Origin of the sequence: Rhizobacter sp. J219, assembly GCF_024700055.1 — a bacterium.
Classification (GTDB): domain Bacteria; phylum Pseudomonadota; class Gammaproteobacteria; order Burkholderiales; family Burkholderiaceae_C; genus Rhizobacter.
This window is the reverse complement of the sequence record NZ_JAJOND010000001.1, coordinates 5,387,431-5,405,800: the sequence shown is the minus strand read 5'-3', so window position 1 is coordinate 5,405,800 and position 18,370 is coordinate 5,387,431. Positions and strand designations below refer to the sequence as shown.

The window sequence follows — 18,370 nt, the reverse complement described above, 5'->3', positions numbered from 1 at the left end:
CTCAGACCCCGAAGTAGCGTGGCCGCACGTCGGCGGGCAACGCGCCCGCGAGATCGTGCAGGAAGCGGTCTTGCGCCGCGTACGAAATCTCGGCGCCCGGCCTGGCAAGCGTCGACACGCGCACCAACATGCCGTCGGCCACTTCGCCGGCGAGGCCGTGGCGCAACTGCCCGAGCTTGCGGCCCACGCCGGGCAGCGTGGCCTCGTCGGCGAGCGTCACCCAGTAGCTGATGGGCTCCACGCGCGGCCCGAGCCGGCCCACGAGGCGCTGCACCTTGACCTGGCCGGCGGGCAGCGCCACCTGGCTAAGACCGGCGCCCCGGATGTCGAAGCCCTGCGCGCCATAGCAGAACTCGGGGCGGTGCACCGCGGTCGCCTCCGAGAGCTTCTGGTCGCGGCCATAGGCGATGGTGAGCATCACCCGCTCGCCCTGCGCATTCACATAGGTGCGCGCAAGGGTCTGGTCGTACACCGAGTCGAGGCGCTGCTGCAGCGTGGGGTCAGGCAGCACGGGGGCGGTGTCGGGGTCGATGCGCCAGCCCGAGAACTCCTGCGGCACCTGCGCTTTGAGGTCGATCGGCGCCAGCCGGTCGGCGACCAGGCGCTCCGGCTTCAGGGCCTGCGCGAGCCCTACCGCCAGCAGCATCGCCGCCAGGAGCCAGATCGCGCGCAGCAATGGCATACGCTGCCTCATGACAGGCCCTCGCCCGAGGGGACTGCCGGCCGGCGTGGGAGCGGCCCGGCGCTCGGCCCGCGCCCCGCCGCCGGCTGTCGGATCACCGACTCGGCCACGATCATCATCAGCACCGCCGCGACGAAGAGCACGATGCCCGAGAAGTCGTGCGCGAAGCCCTGCCCCGCCGCATCGCCAAAGTGGTAGGTGACGAGCACCAGCACCATCACCCGCACCACGTTGGCCGCGAACGAGATCGGCAGGATCACGAGCGCGAGCAGCGCGTCGCGCGCCGCGGTGCTGCGCGGTCGCAGGCTCATCCACAGGAAGCCGAGCGCTTCGAGCGTGAACATCGAGTTGAGCCCGGCGCAGGCGTCGGCCACCAGCAGCTGGTACTGGCCGATCACCAGCACCACGCCCATGCGCCCGACCGGGTAGCCCACGAGGTGCAGCAACCACTCGGCGCAGGCCGAGACGGCCACCTTGAGCGGCATGGTGATCGTCTGCACGAAGATGCCCGGCAGCGGCACGGTGAAGGCCATGAACGCGAGCGGCAAGGCCATCACCCGCACACCGGCCCAGCCCTTGAAACACAGCAGCAGCGCCGCCAGCACACCGATCTGCGACGCGGCCTCGAGACCGAGGATGCCCTGCGAATGGCCCAGCACATAGGCGGCAAGCGACGCCAGCAGCAGCGGCCCACCCAGCCAGCGGTTGGGCGTGTCGGGCAGCGCGGCCAGCCGGGCGCGGCGCTGCCAGGCCATCCACGCACACAGCGCGAGGATCAGCGGGCCGTGGCCCTGCTCGGCGGTCGACCACACCTGGTCGATCAGCCTCAGCATCGTGGGCACGTAGAGCGCCAGCAGGCCGACGAGCAACACCCCCGCGACAGCGCGGCTCGCGGTGCGCGCCGTGAACTCGGGCGGTTCATCCCAGGTGCTCGAAAGAGCACCGGGGTGGTGGCGGGCGTGACCGAGCGAAGACATGATGCGCGTCAATGTCCGGCGCCGGGCCGCCCCAAGCCGGACGGCGCCCCTTGGGGGCAGGAGTGAAACGACTGGGGGGCTGTCATCTCTTCAGTACTCGTTGATGACCACACCGGCGAGCTGCGCGGGGCTGTCCTTCAAGCGGCTGACGAGCTGGTGCAGTGCGCCCAGCCGGCTCTGGTGACGCCGCGCGATGACGAGCGCCGCACCGCAGCGCGCCGCGATCACGCCGGCGTCCGACCCGCGCTGCGAGGCCGGCGTGTCGACGATCACATGGTCGAACTTGCCGAGCAGCTCCGACAGCAGGCGGCTGAAGGCCGGCCGCTCCACCAGTTCAAGCGGGTTGGGCGGCGCCACACCCACTGGCAGCACGAAGAGAGTGTTGAGGTCGGCGATCTGGTGGATCACGTTGGCCTGCACCCGACCGCTCAGCACGCCCGACAGACCCGCCTTCTCGTCGATGGAGAAGAGCTGGTGGATGCGCGGGCCACGCAGGTTGGCGTCGATCAGGAGCGTGCGCCCGCCGAGCTGCGCCATCGCGATGGCGAGGTTGGCCGCGAAGAAGGTCTTGCCGTCGCCTTTCTCGGGGCTCACGATGGCCAGCGCACGGGGCGCGGCACCGGGCATGAACATGCGCATCATCAGCTGGCTGCGCAGCGCCCGGAAGGCTTCGGCCTGGTCGCTGAAGGGCTGCATCGCCGCCACCAGCTCGCCGGAGAGGTCGCGCCGGGTGTGCGGCGCGTACGGGTAGTGGAACTGCTGCGACAGCGCATACAGCACGTCGTCTTCGGTGATGAGCTTGAGCGCCACCGCCGCCTCGCCGAAGCGCAGGCCCTTGCGGCGCTGGTACTCGAGCACCTTGTCGACCTGGCCGGCGGGCAGCCGCTTCGTCTCGGTGAGGATGCTGCCGATCGGTCGGTCGGTGACGACGACGTCAGCATCGGCCCCCCAGATCGACTCCGACGCGTCGAAACGCGGCTCCTCCGTGCGTGCTTCGATTCTCATGAACGCTCTCCTGCAGCTGCCGCGGCGGCCTCCTGGCGTCGCACCCGCGGCAGACGGGCCATGACCTGCTGCGGCATCACCAGGCGCTGGCGGCCGAGCAGGGGTTTCTTCATCGGGCCGGGCAGGTGACCCAGCACCGGCAGGCCGAGCACCTGCACCGCGTCGTGCACGCTGCGCAGGCGGCGGTCGCGCAGCTCGCGCAGCAGCGCAAAGGCGATGGCGAACATGAACCCGACGAACACGCCGAGCAGCGAGTTCAGCATCAGGTTGGGCGATGCCGGCCGGCTGGGCGGGGTGGCGGCGGCGAGCAGCGCGGTGTTGGTGAGCTTGGTCTGGCTCTCCAGGCTCGACTGCGTGAGGCGCGCGGCCACCGCGTCGTAGGCGCGCTGGGCGCTTTCCACGTCGCGCTGCAGCACCATCGCTTCGTCGCGCTGCGCCTTCATCTGCTGGACCCGCGCACGTTGGGCGGCCAGCTCGCTGCGCAGCTGTCCTTCGCGCGACTGGTTGATGTTGTTGTCGGTCGAGACGCTGCCGGTCACGCGCCGGCTCTCTTCGGCGATGCGCGCACGCAGTTCGCTGATGTTGGCCTTGGCCTCGATCACCGCCGGATGCGCCTCGCCCATGCGCACGCTCATCTCCTTGAACTTCGCTTCGGCGCGGCTCAGGTCGGAGCGCAGGCCCTGCACCACCGGGTTGTTGATGACGTCGCCGAGCGTGGCGGAACTCCTCGCCTGGGCGGCGCGACTCGATGACTCGGCGGTGATGGCCTGGACCGCGACGAGCTGGGACGACAGTTCATTCAGCCGCGCGGTCTCGACGTCGTAGCGCTCGTCGTTGGCGATGATCCCGTGGTCCTGCTGGTACTTCGAGAGCCTGGCCTGCGCCTTCTCCAGCGCTTCGCGCAGCTCCTTCTGGCGGCTGTCGAAGAAGCTGCTGTACTGCTTGGCCGGGTCGACGCGCAGGTCAAGGGTGGTGTCGAGGTACGACTGCACGAAGGCGTTGGCGAGCGCCGCGCTGAACTTCGGGTCGGCCGAGGTGAAGCTCACGTTGATGACGCTGCTCTCGCGCGAGGGCTTGACGTCCAGCTCGGCCTGCAGCGCTTCGGCCAGCCACACCTCGAAGCTGCCGTCGCCGTCGGTCGCGTCCATCCACTGCTGGCGCAGCTGCGGGCTCTCGGTGAGCTTGAGCCGCGCACCACCCGCTGCGCGACACGCGGGCTCGTGATGATGTCGGCCTGCGTGGAGATGTAGCTCATCGGCAGGCCGTTCATGCTGTTGACACCGGCGATCGGGTCGTTGGAGCGCATGTCGACCAGCACCGCGGCGGTCGCCTTGTATTTCGGCGGCAGCAGCATGCTCACGCCGACCACGGCGGCGAGCACGAGCAGGAAGGTCGCGAGCGCCGTCAACCAGCGCGCTCTGAGAATGGCCAGGAATTGCGTGAAGTTCATGTCGCGTCGTCCCCGGCGTCAGAAGAGGCTCTCGCGCACATAGATCACGTCGCCCGGCCTGAGCGTGTCGGTCATGCGCAGCTCGACGATCTCGACCTTGCCGCTGCCGTTGCGGCGGTGCACCTTCATGCCACGCTCGGTGCCGCGCTGCGTGAGCCCACCGCCGCTGGCCAGCGCCTGCATCAGCGTCATGTCCGGGGTGAGCGCGATCGGGCCGGGGCGCTGCACCTCGCCGTAGATGTAGACGGTGGGCAGCTTGTCGACGTAGAGCGTGTCGCCGTTCAGCACGATCGGGTCTTCGGCCGCCGAGTTGCCGCCGAAGAGCTGCGACACGTCGACCTTCTGGCGGAAGGGCTTGCCCTCGCGGATGCCGCTCAGCGTGACGATCTCGCTGCCGCCCGCCGCCACACCGCCGGCCAGCGCCAGCAGTTCGGACAGGCGCATGCCCTTCACCTCGATCGGGTAGCGGCCCGGCCGGCCTGCGGCGCCGAGCACCGAGGCCTGGTTGCCGCGCACCTGCGTGACGAGCACCGACACCTGCGGCTGCTTGATGAAGTTGCCTTTCTTCAGCCCGTCGGCGATGGCCTGCTCGATCTCGCCGACCGAGCGACCGCCAACCACGACCTGGCCGAGCAGCGGGTACGAGATGACCCCGCTTTCGTTCACCCGGGCCTCAAGCGAGAGGTCGGCGTTCTGGTAGACGTTGATGCGCAGCACGTCGCCCGAGCCGACCACGTAGTCGCGGCTGCGGTCGGGGCCCGCGCTCGCGCGCTGGGCAGGCTCGGGCGGTGGCGGAGGCACCGCCGCCCGGGCTTGCGCGGCCGGCGTCGCCGCCGGGTCGGTGGGCATCGGGGTGTTGACGCATGCCGCCAGCAAGAGCGACACGACGATCGACACAAGAGGGGCCATCAGGTGGCGCGAAGGAGCAAGATCGGCTGGCATAGTGGTCTGGCCTTCACTTGTTGGGGTAGGAGGTGGTGGTGGTCAACGGCCGCGTGCGTTCGTCGAGCGCAAGCGCGTTGCCGGCGGGGGGCTGTCGGAGGGGGTGGACGACGCCGCAGCCGCCGCAGGCGTGCCCGGCGCCGATGCCGGCTGTGCGAAGCGGCCGCGGTATTCGATGCGGGCGTTGCTGCGCAGCGCCTTGATCTGCTGTTCGAGCGCGGTGCGGCGGCGTTCGGCTGTCAGGTAGTTCTCGATGGCGCGGCGCGCCTCTTCCAGGTTGAGCGGCGCGGGGCGCGTCTCGATCACCGTGTAGATGTGCGCATCGCGCGGGCCACCCACGAGCAGCGACTGGCCTTCGCTGAGCGCGGCCATCGCATCCACGGCGTGCATCGGCAAGGCCTCGGCGCCGATGGTGGTGCGGCGAGAGCCGTAGCGCAGGCCGGCCTGGCGCAGCACCAGCGCCACGTCGGCAGTGCCGCGGGTGGTGGGCATCTGCGCGGCGATGGGCTTCTGCTGCTCGGGGGTCGCGTCGATCGCGGTGTCGACGAGCGTGTAGAGCCGGCGCCGCGTGAAGAGCGCGGGCTTGCTGTCGTAGTACTGCTTCACCTCCTGCGGGGTGGGCGGCGAGACGCTCTGCGTCAGCCGCTCGGCATAGGCGCGGGCCAGCAGCTCGCGGCGCGCAGCTTCGAGGGACTGCACCACCGCCGGGTCGCGGTCGAGCTTCTGTTCGAGCGCGGCCTGGACCGCGACCTCCTGGTCAACCAGGGCTTCGAGCGTCTGGCGGCTCGCGGCTTCCAGCTCGTCGGGTGCGACGGCGCCCTGGCGCTGCAGGAAGTAGTTGACCTGGTGAACCGAGATCTCTTCGCGATTCACCTTGGCCGCGATCTGCGTACCGGTGTCACGCGACTGGCCGCTGCAGGCTGCCAAAGACATGGCAGCCGCGACGGTGACCAGCACGCATGCGGCAGATCGTGGACACAACGTGATTCCCAAGCGGCACCCTCTGTTGGTTGACGGATGCGACCCTTGGGCAAACGCGGTGCCACGGGGCCCAGCGGGAAGTCGGCGGTTTTTGGCGCGTGCCCGGGCGGTTTGGGCACGCCGCTTGCCCAGAAATACCGGATGCTTTCGGGCTTACCCGTAAGAGTTGCAGCGCATCAATGCCAATGCGGCCGCGCGCCGCCCAGCAAGGGGTAGTGGCCCGGCCGGGGTGGCTCTTCGATCTGGGGAGGAGGCGTGTCCAGCAGCGGCTGCGTCGGCGGCAGCGGCTGCGGTGGGACGAAGGGCACGGGCTGCGGGGTGTTGGCACCGCCGGCATGGCGGGAGAAGCTCATCAGGTTCATCGGTGTGCGTCCTCATGTGTCATGGAGCGCCGGGGCCGGCGCGCTCTCGCGGCCGGGCACCATCGGCGCGCGTTCCACGAGCTGTGCCAGGCGATCGAGCACGAAGGCCAGGTCCAGGGGTTTGGGCCACACCTCGCAGAAGCTCGTGCCCTCGATCTGGAAAGCCGGCTCGGCGGTGACGGCCACCGCGGGGATGTCGGCATAGCCCTCCAGCAGTCGCAGCTCTTCGAGCAGGTCGCTGCCGTGGCAGTCGGGCAGGCGCAGGTCCACCAGCAGCAGCGTCGGCCGCGCGGCGCGGGCCAGCTCGCGGGCTTCCTGGCCATCGCGAGCCACCATCAGGTTCAGGTGCGGGCAGCGTTTGAAGAGCGCCTGCATCAGGTGAACGTTGGTCGGGTGGTCCTCGATGTAGAGCACGTCTTGCGGGCTGACGAAATCGAACTCGCGTTGCATGGTGGTGTCCCGGGGAAGGCGTTGGATCGACTCTCTTGGCGAACGGCGTGCCTGCGCCGGCGAGAACGCGTTCCCAAATGAAACAGCCGCCGTCTCACGAAAACGTGAGCGGCGGCTGGCGGGGCCAGGGCGCGGGTCAGGCGCCAGTGAGGAGCGCCGATCGCACTGGGATCGGCGCGGCCGGTCAGCCCCGCTGACCCACGGTGAGCTGGTTGTCGACCGACAGCACGCCTTCGACGCGCTGCGCAATGATGGTCGCGCGGTCGCGGGCCTCGGCCGTCGGGGCGGCGCCGCGCAGAACCACGCGGCCGTCGCTGGTGTCGACGTCGATCTTGAGTGCGCTCAGGTCGTTGTCGCGCGCCAGTTCGGCGTTGACCTTGGTGGTGATCGAGGCGTCCTTCATCTTGTCGCCGGCCTGGTTGGCGGCGGTGTTGATGTCGTTGCGGGCCTCGGCCGACTCGCGCTTGATGTCGGACCTGGCTTCGTCGGCGCGGCGCTCGGCGCTGGCGACGGCGCCATCCAGGCGTTCGCCGGCGGTGCGCTCATCGGCGTTGCGGTCGCAGGCCGACAGGGCGAAGACGGCGGCCAGGGCGGCAACGGTGGTCGTGGTCTTGAATGCGTTCATGGGGCTTCCTTTCTCGTTCGTCTCGTCGGCGCTGCACCGGTGGGGACGGTCCCGCACGGCTTTCAGTGCATGCCTTGATCCGAACTGTAGAAATGCAGCCGCCCGGGCGACATCGGCCCGGGCCGTCGATCCCCTGTAGGAAATGTCTGTTCGCCGCGCAGGGCTGTGCTGTCAGCCCTGTGGGAGGGTCAGCGCAGGTCGCCCGCCAGGCTGGCCAGCGTCTCCGGTGCGATCTGCACGTGGGCGGGGTAGTTCGTGTGGTCACAGCCGAGCTTGACCTGTGCACCGGCCCGCACCGCCTGCTTCGCCGCCGGCGGGAACTCGAAGCGCACGAAGTGAACCGCCGAGGTCTTCTCGTCGTTCTCGCGGTCGAGGTCTTCGTCGGCGATGGCGTAGATGCGGGCATGGCCCTCCACCTCGACGAACATGCGGTCTTCCACCCCGATGAGGCGGGCCAGCTCGCGCTTGCGCTCGTGCACGTCGGGGTACTCGATCAGCATGGTCGCCTTCCAGTTGCTGCCGTCAGGCACCAGCGGCAGGTAGGCGTCGATCTCGCCCTGGATGCCTTCTTCCATGAAGATCTTCTCGATGTGCAGCATCTCCTGGATCTGCCGGCGGATGGTGGTTTCGTCTTCGAACTGCAGCGTGATGTGCTCGCCCAGGCGCACCGTGCGGCGCCGGCGGTGGGCGATGACCTCGGGGGCGCTCGACTTGCGGATCTTGGCGTAGGCCTCGAGCGTGAGCAGGTTGTCTCGGGTAATGGTCATCTCGGTGTCCTTCATCAAAGTCCGTACGCGATACGCACCAGGCTCAACGGGTGCGCGAGCTTCGATTCGGGCGCGCCCTGCTGCTGCATGCCTTGCGCGATGTGGTGGCCGGCGAGCTGGCAGTCGGAGCTGATGTAGTCGGGCTCGCCGTTCGCCATGCTCTTGAAGACGGGCTTGCCGATCTTCATCGCGACCGGGTGGGTGGGTGTCTTCACCCCATACGTGCCGGCATGGCCCGAGCAGCGCTCCACCGTGTTGAGCTGCACCGTGACGGCGGCGCCGATCAGCTTGAACATCTCTTCGGTCTTGCGCCCGATCTTCTGCACCCGGCCGTGGCAGGGGATGTGGTAGCTGACCTTGCCGAGCGCCTGCTTGAAGTCGGTCTTGAGCAGCCCATCCTTGTGGCGCGCCATGAAGTACTCGAAGGGGTCGTACACCGCCTCCTGCACCGCGGCCACGTCGGCGTCGCCCGGGAACATCAGCGGCAGCTCCTGCTTGTACATCAGCGTGCAGCTCGGGATGGCCGAGAGGATCGCGTAGCCCTCCTTTGCATAGCGCACGAGCACGGGGATGTTGGCCTCCTTGTGCCTGGCCACCTCGTCAAGGTCACCGAGCTCGAGCTTGGGCATGCCGCAACACGACTCCTTGCTCACGATCTCGTAGGGGATCTCGTTGTGCTCCAGCAGCTTCACGAGGTCGTGGCCGATGCCGGGCTCGTTGTAGTTGACGTAGCAGGTGGAGTAGATCGCCACCTTGCCCGGCGTACGCTCGCCGTTCTTCACGTCCTTCGCATCGCCCTTCTTCTTCGCGCTCCAGCGGAAGCGGCTGCTGGCAAGCTCGGGCAGCCACGCGTCGGGATGCACGCCGAGCGTCTTGTCGAGCACCTTGCGCATTGGCTTGGTCTTGTTGAGCGCATTGGCCACCTGCACGACGATCGGGATGCCCGCGAACTGGCCGTGCACGTCGGTCGAGGCGAGCAACTTCTCGCCGGCCTTGACCTCGCCCTTCTTGAACTTGATGGCCTTGGCCCGCAGCATGGTGTGCGGGAAGTCAAGCTGCCACGGGTGCGGCGGCACGTAGGGGCACTTGGTCATGTAGCAGAGGTCGCACAGGTAGCACTGGTCGACCACCTTCCAGTAGTCGGCCTTGGCGACGCCTTCCACCTCTCCGGAATCAGTGGCATCGACCAGATCGAAGAGATTGGGGAAGGATTGGCACAGGCTCACACAGCGCCTGCAGCCGTGGCAGATGTCGAAGATGCGCTCCAGTTCATGGAAGCACTTCTCTTCGTCGTAGAAATCAGGATTCTTCCAGTCGATCGGATGCCGGGTGGGTGCCTCAAGGTTGCCTTCCCGTGTGCTCATGCGCGCTCCAGTCGTCTTGTGCTTTCTCTCCTGCAAGAACAAGCCGGCCCCGCGAACGGGGCCGGAACTGCTCGGTGATCGTCGCGGCGGTCAGTCGACCAGCGCGTCGAGGGCCTTCTGGTAACGGTTGGCGTGCGAGCGCTCGGCCTTCGCCAGCGTCTCGAACCAATCGGCGATCTCGTCGAAGCCTTCGTCGCGCGCCGTCTTGGCCATGCCCGGGTACATGTCGGTGTACTCGTGCGTCTCGCCGGCCACGGCGGCCTTCAGGTTGTTGCGGCTGGAGCCGATGGGCAGCCCGGTGGCGGGGTCGCCCACGGCCTCCAGGAATTCGAGGTGGCCGTGCGCATGGCCGGTCTCGCCTTCGGCGGTGGAGCGGAACAGCGCGGCTACATCGTTCTGGCCCTCGATGTCGGCCTTGTTCGCGAAATACAGGTACCGGCGGTTGGCCTGCGACTCTCCTGCGAAGGCGTCTTTCAGGTGCTGCTCGGTTTTCGATCCTTTCAAGCTGGCCATCATTGCTCTCCTAGGTTGTGGTCGACGGTTGGTGCGCGGTGGGGACCAACGCCGGCAACCGTACCCCAGGGGCTCTCTCCTCGCCAATACAAAGATTCAATTCGGCTCGATAGCAGTGCCCTATGTTTCAGGGTTAACGCGGGGCAGGCCGAGCAGGTCGAGGGCGAGCCGGTGTGACACGCCTTCGGGGTCGGCCAGGTCGTGCAGCACGGTGAAGTGGTTGGCCCCGGCGACCGCTTCGTAGCGTGGCACCGCCGCCTTGCCCCAGGCCAGCTGCAACAGCTGGCTCTGGCGCAGGAACTCCTCGCTCTCGTCGGCCCCGACCGCCGCATAGAAGCAGGCTTCGCGCGGCGCACGGAAGCGGGCTGGGCTCAGCCGGTCGACCGCCTCGGGCGTGAGGCGCAGGTCGGCCTGGAGGAAGGGCGTCTGCTGGATGGGCTTCAGGTCGTAGACGCCCGAGATGCCCAGGCCCTCGCGCACCATGCGGATCGGCAGGCGCTTGTCGACCTCGGGCCATTCGCAGCACAGCATCATCGCGGCAAGGTGGGCCCCCGCCGAGTGGCCCGCGACGACGATGCGCCCGGGGCTGCCGCCGTAAAGCGCCGCATTGCGGTAGACCCACGCCAGCGCGCGGGTCATCTGCAGCGCGATCGTGTCGATGCCCACCGGCGCCTCGTCGGTGCCCGGGCACAGCGAGTAGTTGGGCATCACCACCATCGCGCCGGCGCTCACGAAGCTTGCGGCGAGGAAGGAATGGTCGGCCTTGTCGAGGCTACGCCACCAGCCGCCGTGGATGAACACGAACACCGGGGAGCGGGGTTCGGCGGCGGGAAAGATGTCGAGCGTCTCGTCGGGACCGATGCCATAGGGCACGTCGGCCACGCAGGTCATGCCCTCGCGCACCCGCGCCGACGCCAGCCGCCAGCGCTCGAAGATCTGCTGGTGGCCGGGCACCCTCGCGCGGTTGTTGTATTGAACGTCGAGCCAGCCGGGGTCGAAAGTGGTCATGGTGTGCGCAAGCCAATCGGACGTGGAGCGCCTTTCTAACCCCTTCCGCCCGCAACACCAAGCGCGGCGACCGGCCGGCACTTTTGATAGACTCCGGCTCGTTTGTGGGGGGGTAGCTCAGCTGGGAGAGCGTCGCGTTCGCAATGCGAAGGTCGGGAGTTCGATCCTCCTCCTCTCCACCAACAAACATCTAAGTGCTTGACTCCGAAAGGACTCAAGCACTTTTCTTTTGCGCCGACGGCTTACTACCTCGGGGTGGCAGCACTGGAGGTCGGCACCGCAGCGCAAGGGCAGATGGATGCCGTCAGCATTCTGCGAGACCCGATGGACATGCTGGCGGCCGCATTCAACGAGACCGTCGTGGTCAGGATGCGCGAGGGCAACGAGAGCGTGTGCGTGTCGCGCTATGGGTCGACGCGGGTGCTGCGGCCCAGTGGGTCCGTGGGCAGCAGGCATTCGCTTTACGCAGGCGCTTCAGGCAAACTGCTCCTGGCTTTCGCACCGGCAGATGTTCAAGCGGCCGTCTTGGACCAACCCCGCACCCAGTTCACACAGAACACTCTGACCGACCGCCAAGCCCTGGTGGACGAACTGCAACGCGTGAGGATCTGCGGCTACGCGTTCTCCGATAGCGAGCGGGCGGACAACATCGCGGCGCTGGCCGCTCCCATACGAGATCGAATGGGCATCGTCATCGCATCGCTCAGCATCGCCGCTCCCTCGAACCGCTTGCGAGAACCCAGACGCAGCGAAGTGCTTGACGCATTGTTGCTGCAGGCGACGCTCGCATCGGGAGCGCTTGGGTACTTGCCGAACGCACCAAGCGACGATTCGCTAGAGCCTGTCCACCTTGCTGCCAATCGACGCGCTTGACCAAAGACTCATTTGGATGTCGGGCGCTTCGGGTGTTCGGTGCACATCGCTGCCGAGGATGGCTTTGCACCCTTTGCGCTCTCACGAGAGATCTCAATCGACCTCAAAGGCTTTCGAGGTCACGGGGCTCAGTGTTCTCAAGAAGCTGACCAGATCGGCGATCTCGGCCTCGCTCAGCTCGATCGGCGCGCGTTCGGCATGTTTCGGTGGGCCAGCACCGTCGTGCCGATGGGTCAGTTCGGAGTGGCCCAGCGCGGCATGCGGTGCGGCGACGTAATGGCGCACCACTTGCTCCAGCGTGGCGAACTGTCCGGCGTGCATGTACGGCGCCCGATCTGCCACACCGCGCAGCCCCGGCGTTTTGAAGGCACCTTCGAGCGCCGGGTCATCGGTCACCATGAAACGCAGCTCCTGGCACTGCTCGGGTTGGGCGTCGCTGAACGGCCCAAGGCAGTTGAACTCGTCGCTTCGCACCGCCGCCGTTGCGGCCGCGCGCCCGCGGTCGGGCCGGGTGGTGTCGCGCGGCGGGACGCCAGTGTTGTGAAACTGCTGGTCACTGAACAACGGCCCGTTGTGGCAGCTCACGCACTGCGCCTTGCCGATGAAAAGACGCAGGCCCCGCGCCTCGTTGGCACGCAGCAGTCCACCGGCTGCCCGGTCGCCGCGCAACAGCGCTTCGAGATAAGCGTCCAGGCGCGTGGGCGCGTGCAGCAGCGACTTCTCGTACGCCGCGATGGCCTTGCCGACGTTCGCGAAGACTCGCGACACCGCCTCGCGGCGGTGCGGCTGGATGGCCGACCAAGCCGCCTGCTCGACCGCGTTGCCTTTGGGGCTGGCATCGCCCGGCAGATCGTCCAGGCGCGGCAGCGCACCAAACACCGCCTCGTAGGCACCGCGATGGTCCAGCGCGATGCGTTGCGCCACCCGCGTGCGGTTGGTGCCATGCTCCACCGCATCCTCCAGCGGGCCCAGCGCCTGCGCCCACAGGCTGTCCTTGCGGCCATCCCAGAACAACCAGACGGCATGGCCCGCCCCCACGATAGGCATCGAACGGCGAGTCCCGGTGCCCACACCCCGGCTCACCGGAAGCCCGTCCTGAAACTGCTTGGCGGGATCGTGGCAGGTCGCGCACGAGACGTCACCGTTGCGGCTGAGGCGTTTGTCCTCGAAGAGAAGCCGGCCGAGTTCGATGGCAGCGGGCTGCCGCTCCACCGCGTTCGACGGATCGACCGGCGCCGCCGGCAGGCGCTTCAGGCTCAGCGAGGCCAGCACGGCCTTCTCATCGGCGCTCCAGCGCACCAGGCCGGCAGGCGGCGCCGGGTCGTAGGCATCTGCCAGCGTCACGGTCAGCGCCCCGCACAGGGCAGCTGCCGTGGTGCTGAGCACCCAGGTCATGGATGGAGGTCTGCGCATCGTCATCTCCTTACAGTGGTCGGCCGGATCGGCAGCGGCCTCAGCGGCCCGGGCCGGTCTCGGCGACGACGGTGTTGAAGGTCACCCGGTCGGCACCAGCGGGGCCTTCGATGGCGAGCTTGATCTCCCACCAGCCGGTCATGCTGAACTTCATGCCCTCGATGACGTAGCCGCCGTCGGGCAGTTCGCGCGTCACCTGCGGCTTCGTCGGCAGGCCGTGGCCATGCCCCGGCATGCCGCCGTCAACCCGGATGCGCGAGCTCGGCACCGGTGTCCCCGCGGGTGTCGTGAGCTTCATCTGCCACGCATGCAGCTGGTTGATGGCCGCGGGCTTGGCCGGCGGTTGGAGCGTGACGACGTACTTGCCGTCGACAGTCGGGCGCGTCAGCGCGAGGTCGAGGTCTTTCGGCGGCGACATGCAGCCGGAGGTGGCAAGCGCCGCGAGGGCGAGCGCCGTGACGATGTAGCGGTTCATGGTGGTGTCCTAATGGATTGAAGAGGTGTGGAAGGGGCCCGGTGGCCGCACAGCGCGGCAGCGGGCTGTGCACACTGTCGGACCCCAGCCGTCCCCGCGACAGCGCCAGGCGATCAACCGTGCGCGGACGTCCGGGAACGGTCGATCCGCTCGACCGAACGGTGGCCGACACCCGGAGCGCTGGGCCCGAGGCGCTTGCCAGCAGACCGGCTACATCGGCCGGAACAGGTGCCCGAACGCGCGGCTGACCTTCAGCGGCCGCTGCAGGCCGCGCACGGCCAGGCTGTAGTGCCCGTTCTCGTCGCGTGTCGCGCTCAGGATGGCGCTCGCATTCACCATCACGCTGCGGTGCACCTGGATGAACTCGGTCGAATCGATGCGCGCCATCAGTTCACGCAGGCTCATGCGCACCAGCGCTTCGCCGGTCGGTGTCACGACGTTCACGTATTTCTCGGTCGCCTCGAAGCACAGCACCTCGGCCACCGGGATCATGCGCACGGTGTTGCCCACGCCGGCCCGGATCACCTTGATGCGTTCGCCCGCCTCCACCGGCGGTGCGGCGATCGACTGCATGCGCTGCATCAGCCTGGCGCGCCCGCCGGCATCGGGCGTCGCCGTGCGGCCGGCCAGCCTGGCCTTCAGCCGCGCCACGGTCTGTTGCAACCGCTCGGCTGTGGCCGGCTTGAGCAGGTAGTCCACCGCGGCGCGCTCGAACGCGGAGACCGCAAATTCCTCGTAGGCGGTGACGAACACGAACAGCGGCTCGGCCCGGTCGTCGGGCCAGTCGTCGGCCACGGCCTCGGCGACCTCGATGCCGCTGCGGCCGGGCATCTTGATGTCGAGGAACACGACATCGGGCACCTCCGCCAGCGCCAGTTCGGTGGCCCGCAGGCCGTCCTCGGCAACGCCGACGATGTGCAGCTCGGGCCAGGCCTGTTCGAGCAGCCGGGTCAGCGTGCGCGCGAGCACCGGTTCGTCCTCGGCGATGACGGCGGTGGGACGGCGGTCGAGGGTCATGGGGGTCTTTCTCTGCGACGTGGGCGCTCAGGTGGGCCGGGGAAAAAACACGATGGAACTCACCCCGGCGGGTTGGCGCCGCTCGAGGTCGAGGCGCGCCGCAGGGCCATACACCGCCTTCAGCCGCTCACGCACGTGCCGCAGACCGTAGCTCGAACTTTCGGGGCCGGCCGGGGCGCCGTCTTCGGGTGTCTCGTGATCCGGCGCGGGCAGACCCAGGCCGTCGTCGTCGACGCGGATCTCGATGCCCGCATCGGTGGCGCGTGCCACCACCTCGATGCGTGCCGATCCGACTTTGGGCTCCAGTCCGTGCTTGATCGCGTTTTCCACCAGGGGCTGCAGCAGCATCGGCGGAACCTGGGTGCCTTCCAGTTCGGCGGGCAGCTCCAGCCGGAAGGTCAGCCTTGGCCCCATCCGCAACGACATGATCTCCAGGTAGGCCCGCAGTTGCGCAAACTCACGCCCCAGCGGCACCGACTCCGTCTGCGACGCCGACAACGTGCCGCGCAGGTAGACGATGAGCCGGTCGATCATGGCCTCGGCGCGATCCGCGTCTTCGCGCACCAGCCCGCGCAGGTTGGCCAGCGTGTTGAAGAGCATGTGCGGCTCGAGCTGCGTGCGCAGAAGGCGCAACTGCGCCTCGACCGCGAGGTGCTGGGCCTCGGCACGCGCCGCGGCCTCCCGGGCCAGTTGTTCGCGCGTGGCGAAATGGCGCAGGCCCAGCCCGCCCACCAGCACCGTGAAGAGGATCGGCACCAGGCTGATGTGCTGGTGCCCGACCAGGCGCATCGGTTCGCCCAGCAACAGGAAGGCGATCTGGTGACCGAGCAGGTAGCCGACGGGAATCGCGATCACGCCGGTCAGCAGCCAGCGGGTGCCGGCGGCCAGGCGTTCGAGCCGGCGCTGCCGCTGCAGCAGCACCACGCAGGCCACCATCGTCAGGCCCACACATTCGGAGAACACGAGCAGACGCGGGAAGCTCTCCAGCCCCGGCACCAGGATGAACAGCAGGGCCGCGGCGACGGCCCAGACAACCGCCGAGGCCACGACGAACTGAACGGCAGCTCTCGAACTGCGAGGCCTCGGCTCGGCGCGGGGTGTGGAAGACAGGTACATGCGGACAGTGTCGTCGCTCGTGCGGAGTGGCGGATCGACTTTAGGGTCGGCACCGAACAGTGCCAAGCGACGGCGGTCTACAGACCGGATCCGAGCGCCATCACGGCCCCGACGCCCAGGCCATAGGGCAGGTGCGACACCATGCTGGCCAGGAGCGCGTTCGACCCCTTCGGGGCGCGCCGCCCGAACCAGCCCCAGCCGAAGGCCGGCAGCAGCACGAGCCAGGGCAGCAGCGAGGTCGCCGCGCCGAAGGCCACACCGCCCCACAGGCGATGCGCGGGCAGCGTCCAGCCGGTGAGCTGCAGCCACACGGCATAAAGCAAGGCCACGCCGCCGCCGCCCACGAGGAAGTGGAACGCCATGCCCGCCCGCTCCTCGCCCGGCCGGGCCGGGGAGCGGGTGATGTCGGCATGCGCCCATTGCCCACGCAGCAGGCCCAGTGCCCAGCGGCCGACGAGCGCAACACTGACGCCGCTGGTCAGGCCCGCTCGCGCGGCGAGCGACTCGGTGACGTCCATCAGCACGGCGCCGACGATGCCGCCGAGATAGGCCAGAAAGTAGCTGTTCACGGGTGAATTCCTGTGGGTGGGGTGCGCGGGACGGGATCGACCCGCGGGCTCAGGATTGCGAGCAGCGGGTGCCTGCGCCGCACTGGCACTGCATGCCGCACTGGCACTGCGGACCGCAGGGGCACTGGGGGCCGCAGGCGCAGGCGGTCGGTGCGGCAGCTTGCTGGCAGCCGCAGGCGCAGCCAGCGCCGGGACAGGTGGTGCAATTGCAGGGGGTTTGCGGGGTGGCGTTCATGGAGGTTCCTTCGTGTTGCATCGAGGACGGGATGTCTTCGATGGCTGCACTTTCGGCGGTGGAGCGACGTGCGGACAGTCCCATGAGACGAACGGTCGGCACATGGCCGGGAGCGGTCTCTTCGATCGACCGAGTGGTCACGCGGCGCAGGCGCCAGCGCCACCCATCGCCAGCGAATCGGTGGTGTGCGAAACCTCCGCCCAGCGCGCCACCGATGCGATCGTCGACGAAGCGGGTCGTTGCCGGCGATGACGGCCGGCTCTGATCCACGTCAAGGTGCCGTTCGGTTTTGGCGCTGAAATGGCGTCGAACGATTTGCGAGGTCTGCCATGAAATCAGCGCTTCTCTTCCTCGTCTTCGCCTCCGGCGCGAGCGCGCCTGCCGCCGGGTGCGTTGCCCCGGGTGGCCGACCGGGACCGGGGCCACGCTGGGGCCGTGATGACACCCCCGGCTGGCCGATGATGAGCCGCGAAGAACGGCAGACGCATCGCGAGCGCATGTCGTCTTTCAAGACCTACGAGGAATGCCGCGCCTACATGGATGAGCATCACCAGCAGATGACGGCGCGGGCCAAGGAGCGGGGCCGAGACATGCCCGGCCAGCCAAGGCGCGACGCCTGCCTGCCGCTGAAACCGAAACAGGGCGCCGCCCGCTAGCGCCTCGCCCGACGACCGACGCGCGCACACAGGACCGCCATGCAATTCCACAGCTTCCTCGTCCACCTGGACAGCGACGCGCACTGCGCCGAGCGCATCGAGTTCGCGATCCGGCTGGCCCGCGAGCACGACTGCCATCTGGTCGGCGCGGCCCCCACGGGTGCGGCATACATGCCCACGGTGCCGGCCGCTGCCGCCGCGCAGTCCGACCTGATGGCACTCGCCTGGGACGCGCTGCGCGACCAGGCGGAAGCCGCCACGCAGCGCTTCCACGATGCCTGCACCAAGGCAGGCTTCAAGTCCTTCGAAGTCGTCATCGACGAACGCGACAAGGCCGACTCGCTGATCGAGCGTGCGCACTGCAGCGACCTCGTGATCCTGACCCAGGACGAAGCGAAGTCGCCCCTGGGGGCCTTCGCCTCCGACCTGGTCGAGCAGGTGGTCCTGGGTTGCGCCCGGCCCACGCTCGTGCTGCCGCATGCGGGGCATTTCGACTCGCTCTCCAAACCCGCGCTGGTGGCCTGGGACGACAGCCGCGAAGCGGCGCGTGCCGTCTCCGACGCCTTGCCACTCCTGCGCAAGTGCGAGAGCGTGCAGGTCGTCGCGTGGAACGAAGACCCCACCAGCACCGGCGAGGCGATGCGACGCCGCCTCGACGCCCTGCAGAAATGGCTGCTGTGGCACGGCGTCACCGCCGACGTGCGCATGGAAACCGCGGCCATGCCGATCGCCGAAGCCATGCTCTCCCGCGCGTCGGACTTCGGCACCGGCCTCATCGTCATGGGGGCCTACGGGCACATGCGCCTGTCGGAGCGGATTCTCGGCGGTGCCACGCGGGGCCTGCTGCAGTCGATGACGGTGCCGGTGCTCATGTCGCACTGAAGCGTGGG

Annotated in this window: 22 protein-coding genes and 1 tRNA gene; 4 read left to right on the top strand and 19 right to left on the bottom strand. The window is 68.5% G+C overall.

The window, feature by feature from the left end; translation table 11 throughout:
* Window position 1: 1 nt before the first annotated feature.
* The 14 genes from epsI to LRS03_RS25760 form a co-directional block, all read right to left on the bottom strand.
* Window positions 2–682, bottom strand: a complete 681-nt coding sequence (gene epsI / locus LRS03_RS25825) for an exosortase-associated protein EpsI, B-type (protein ID WP_257829163.1) — start codon at window positions 680–682, stop codon at window positions 2–4.
* A gap of 8 nt (window positions 683–690) precedes the next feature.
* Window positions 691–1,659, bottom strand: a complete 969-nt coding sequence (xrtB, locus tag LRS03_RS25820) for an exosortase B (RefSeq protein ID WP_257829161.1) — start codon at window positions 1,657–1,659, stop codon at window positions 691–693.
* A gap of 90 nt (window positions 1,660–1,749) precedes the next feature.
* Entirely contained in the window at window positions 1,750–2,664 is a 915-nt protein-coding gene (locus LRS03_RS25815) for a polysaccharide biosynthesis tyrosine autokinase (RefSeq protein WP_257829159.1), read from the bottom strand.
* Complete coding sequence (locus tag LRS03_RS25810) at window positions 2,661–3,812, bottom strand: GNVR domain-containing protein (RefSeq protein ID WP_257829157.1); 1,152 nt, start codon at window positions 3,810–3,812, stop codon at window positions 2,661–2,663. Before LRS03_RS25810 ends, LRS03_RS25815 begins: the two co-directional genes overlap by 4 nt.
* Window positions 3,707–4,114, bottom strand: a complete 408-nt coding sequence (locus LRS03_RS25805) for a Wzz/FepE/Etk N-terminal domain-containing protein (RefSeq protein WP_257829155.1) — start codon at window positions 4,112–4,114, stop codon at window positions 3,707–3,709. Before LRS03_RS25805 ends, LRS03_RS25810 begins: the two co-directional genes overlap by 106 nt.
* 18 nt (window positions 4,115–4,132) lie before the next feature.
* Window positions 4,133–5,056 carry a polysaccharide export protein EpsE gene (gene epsE, locus LRS03_RS25800; protein WP_257829154.1) on the bottom strand — a complete coding sequence of 308 codons (924 nt, stop codon included), beginning with the start codon at window positions 5,054–5,056 and terminating at the stop codon, window positions 4,133–4,135.
* Between the two features lie 42 nt (window positions 5,057–5,098).
* Complete coding sequence (locus LRS03_RS25795) at window positions 5,099–6,013, bottom strand: EpsD family peptidyl-prolyl cis-trans isomerase (protein WP_257829152.1); 915 nt, start codon at window positions 6,011–6,013, stop codon at window positions 5,099–5,101.
* Between the two features lie 200 nt (window positions 6,014–6,213).
* Window positions 6,214–6,399, bottom strand: coding sequence for a hypothetical protein (locus LRS03_RS25790; RefSeq protein ID WP_257829150.1), 186 nt, complete (start codon window positions 6,397–6,399; stop codon window positions 6,214–6,216).
* 12 nt (window positions 6,400–6,411) lie between these two features.
* The gene (locus LRS03_RS25785) at window positions 6,412–6,849 is read right to left on the bottom strand and encodes a response regulator (protein WP_257829148.1); all 438 of its coding nucleotides are present in this window, start codon (window positions 6,847–6,849) and stop codon (window positions 6,412–6,414) included.
* Window positions 6,850–7,033: 184 nt separating this feature from the next.
* Window positions 7,034–7,474, bottom strand: a complete 441-nt coding sequence (locus tag LRS03_RS25780) for a BON domain-containing protein (RefSeq protein ID WP_257829146.1) — start codon at window positions 7,472–7,474, stop codon at window positions 7,034–7,036.
* A 188-nt stretch (window positions 7,475–7,662) separates the two neighbouring features.
* Window positions 7,663–8,241, bottom strand: coding sequence for a DUF3501 family protein (locus tag LRS03_RS25775; protein ID WP_257829145.1), 579 nt, complete (start codon window positions 8,239–8,241; stop codon window positions 7,663–7,665).
* 14 nt (window positions 8,242–8,255) lie between these two features.
* Window positions 8,256–9,605, bottom strand: coding sequence for a heterodisulfide reductase-related iron-sulfur binding cluster (locus LRS03_RS25770; protein WP_257829144.1), 1,350 nt, complete (start codon window positions 9,603–9,605; stop codon window positions 8,256–8,258).
* A gap of 90 nt (window positions 9,606–9,695) precedes the next feature.
* Complete coding sequence (locus LRS03_RS25765) at window positions 9,696–10,118, bottom strand: rubrerythrin family protein (RefSeq protein WP_201812219.1); 423 nt, start codon at window positions 10,116–10,118, stop codon at window positions 9,696–9,698.
* Between the two features lie 120 nt (window positions 10,119–10,238).
* Window positions 10,239–11,126, bottom strand: coding sequence for an alpha/beta hydrolase (locus LRS03_RS25760; RefSeq protein ID WP_257829140.1), 888 nt, complete (start codon window positions 11,124–11,126; stop codon window positions 10,239–10,241).
* A 106-nt stretch (window positions 11,127–11,232) separates the two neighbouring features.
* On the opposite strand from LRS03_RS25760, the gene LRS03_RS25755 reads away from it, so the two are divergent.
* Window positions 11,233–11,308: transfer RNA gene (locus LRS03_RS25755), tRNA-Ala, on the top strand.
* Between the two features lie 16 nt (window positions 11,309–11,324).
* A complete protein-coding gene (locus tag LRS03_RS25750) occupies window positions 11,325–11,999 on the top strand; it encodes an IclR family transcriptional regulator (protein WP_257829139.1) in 675 nt (224 codons plus the stop codon).
* Window positions 12,000–12,092: 93 nt separating this feature from the next.
* On the opposite strand, the gene LRS03_RS25745 is transcribed toward LRS03_RS25750, so the two are convergent.
* The 5 genes from LRS03_RS25745 to LRS03_RS25725 all read right to left on the bottom strand — a co-directional run bounded on the left by LRS03_RS25745 (window position 12,093) and on the right by LRS03_RS25725 (window position 16,589).
* The gene (locus LRS03_RS25745) at window positions 12,093–13,394 is read right to left on the bottom strand and encodes a cytochrome-c peroxidase (protein ID WP_257829138.1); all 1,302 of its coding nucleotides are present in this window, start codon (window positions 13,392–13,394) and stop codon (window positions 12,093–12,095) included.
* A 58-nt stretch (window positions 13,395–13,452) separates the two neighbouring features.
* Window positions 13,453–13,887, bottom strand: a complete 435-nt coding sequence (locus tag LRS03_RS25740; protein ID WP_257829137.1) for a FixH family protein — start codon at window positions 13,885–13,887, stop codon at window positions 13,453–13,455.
* A gap of 210 nt (window positions 13,888–14,097) precedes the next feature.
* A complete protein-coding gene (locus tag LRS03_RS25735; protein ID WP_257829136.1) occupies window positions 14,098–14,904 on the bottom strand; it encodes a LytR/AlgR family response regulator transcription factor in 807 nt (268 codons plus the stop codon).
* 27 nt (window positions 14,905–14,931) lie between these two features.
* Window positions 14,932–16,020, bottom strand: a complete 1,089-nt coding sequence (locus LRS03_RS25730) for a sensor histidine kinase (RefSeq protein ID WP_257829135.1) — start codon at window positions 16,018–16,020, stop codon at window positions 14,932–14,934.
* Between the two features lie 77 nt (window positions 16,021–16,097).
* On the bottom strand, window positions 16,098–16,589 hold the full coding sequence (locus LRS03_RS25725) for a DUF2938 family protein (protein WP_257829134.1): 492 nt from the start codon (window positions 16,587–16,589) through the stop codon (window positions 16,098–16,100).
* A 564-nt stretch (window positions 16,590–17,153) separates the two neighbouring features.
* Here LRS03_RS25725 and LRS03_RS25720 point away from each other — a divergent pair.
* Complete coding sequence (locus LRS03_RS25720; RefSeq protein WP_257829133.1) at window positions 17,154–17,480, top strand: hypothetical protein; 327 nt, start codon at window positions 17,154–17,156, stop codon at window positions 17,478–17,480.
* 39 nt (window positions 17,481–17,519) lie between these two features.
* Window positions 17,520–18,362, top strand: a complete 843-nt coding sequence (locus LRS03_RS25715) for a universal stress protein (protein WP_257829131.1) — start codon at window positions 17,520–17,522, stop codon at window positions 18,360–18,362.
* The last annotated feature ends 8 nt before the right edge of the window (window positions 18,363–18,370 follow it).

Bases quoted from the DNA above. Each gene is read 5' to 3' on its own strand.
- LRS03_RS25730 (WP_257829135.1), bottom strand. From the start codon at position 16,020: ATGTACCTGTCTTCCACACCCCGCGCCGAGCCGAGGCCTCGCAGTTCG.
- LRS03_RS25745 (WP_257829138.1), bottom strand. From the start codon at position 13,394: ATGACCTGGGTGCTCAGCACCACGGCAGCTGCCCTGTGCGGGGCGCTG.
- LRS03_RS25760 (WP_257829140.1), bottom strand. From the start codon at position 11,126: ATGACCACTTTCGACCCCGGCTGGCTCGACGTTCAATACAACAACCGC.
- epsI (WP_257829163.1), bottom strand. From the start codon at position 682: ATGCCATTGCTGCGCGCGATCTGGCTCCTGGCGGCGATGCTGCTGGCG.
- LRS03_RS25740 (WP_257829137.1), bottom strand. From the start codon at position 13,887: ATGAACCGCTACATCGTCACGGCGCTCGCCCTCGCGGCGCTTGCCACC.
- epsE (WP_257829154.1), bottom strand. From the start codon at position 5,056: ATGCCAGCCGATCTTGCTCCTTCGCGCCACCTGATGGCCCCTCTTGTG.
- LRS03_RS25810 (WP_257829157.1), bottom strand. From the start codon at position 3,812: ATGGACGCGACCGACGGCGACGGCAGCTTCGAGGTGTGGCTGGCCGAA.
- LRS03_RS25805 (WP_257829155.1), bottom strand. From the start codon at position 4,114: ATGAACTTCACGCAATTCCTGGCCATTCTCAGAGCGCGCTGGTTGACG.
- LRS03_RS25770 (WP_257829144.1), bottom strand. From the start codon at position 9,605: ATGAGCACACGGGAAGGCAACCTTGAGGCACCCACCCGGCATCCGATC.
- LRS03_RS25735 (WP_257829136.1), bottom strand. From the start codon at position 14,904: ATGACCCTCGACCGCCGTCCCACCGCCGTCATCGCCGAGGACGAACCG.
- LRS03_RS25790 (WP_257829150.1), bottom strand. From the start codon at position 6,399: ATGAACCTGATGAGCTTCTCCCGCCATGCCGGCGGTGCCAACACCCCG.
- LRS03_RS25780 (WP_257829146.1), bottom strand. From the start codon at position 7,474: ATGAACGCATTCAAGACCACGACCACCGTTGCCGCCCTGGCCGCCGTC.
- xrtB (WP_257829161.1), bottom strand. From the start codon at position 1,659: ATGTCTTCGCTCGGTCACGCCCGCCACCACCCCGGTGCTCTTTCGAGC.
- LRS03_RS25720 (WP_257829133.1), top strand. From the start codon at position 17,154: ATGAAATCAGCGCTTCTCTTCCTCGTCTTCGCCTCCGGCGCGAGCGCG.
- LRS03_RS25785 (WP_257829148.1), bottom strand. From the start codon at position 6,849: ATGCAACGCGAGTTCGATTTCGTCAGCCCGCAAGACGTGCTCTACATC.
- LRS03_RS25775 (WP_257829145.1), bottom strand. From the start codon at position 8,241: ATGACCATTACCCGAGACAACCTGCTCACGCTCGAGGCCTACGCCAAG.
- LRS03_RS25765 (WP_201812219.1), bottom strand. From the start codon at position 10,118: ATGGCCAGCTTGAAAGGATCGAAAACCGAGCAGCACCTGAAAGACGCC.
- LRS03_RS25815 (WP_257829159.1), bottom strand. From the start codon at position 2,664: ATGAGAATCGAAGCACGCACGGAGGAGCCGCGTTTCGACGCGTCGGAG.
- LRS03_RS25715 (WP_257829131.1), top strand. From the start codon at position 17,520: ATGCAATTCCACAGCTTCCTCGTCCACCTGGACAGCGACGCGCACTGC.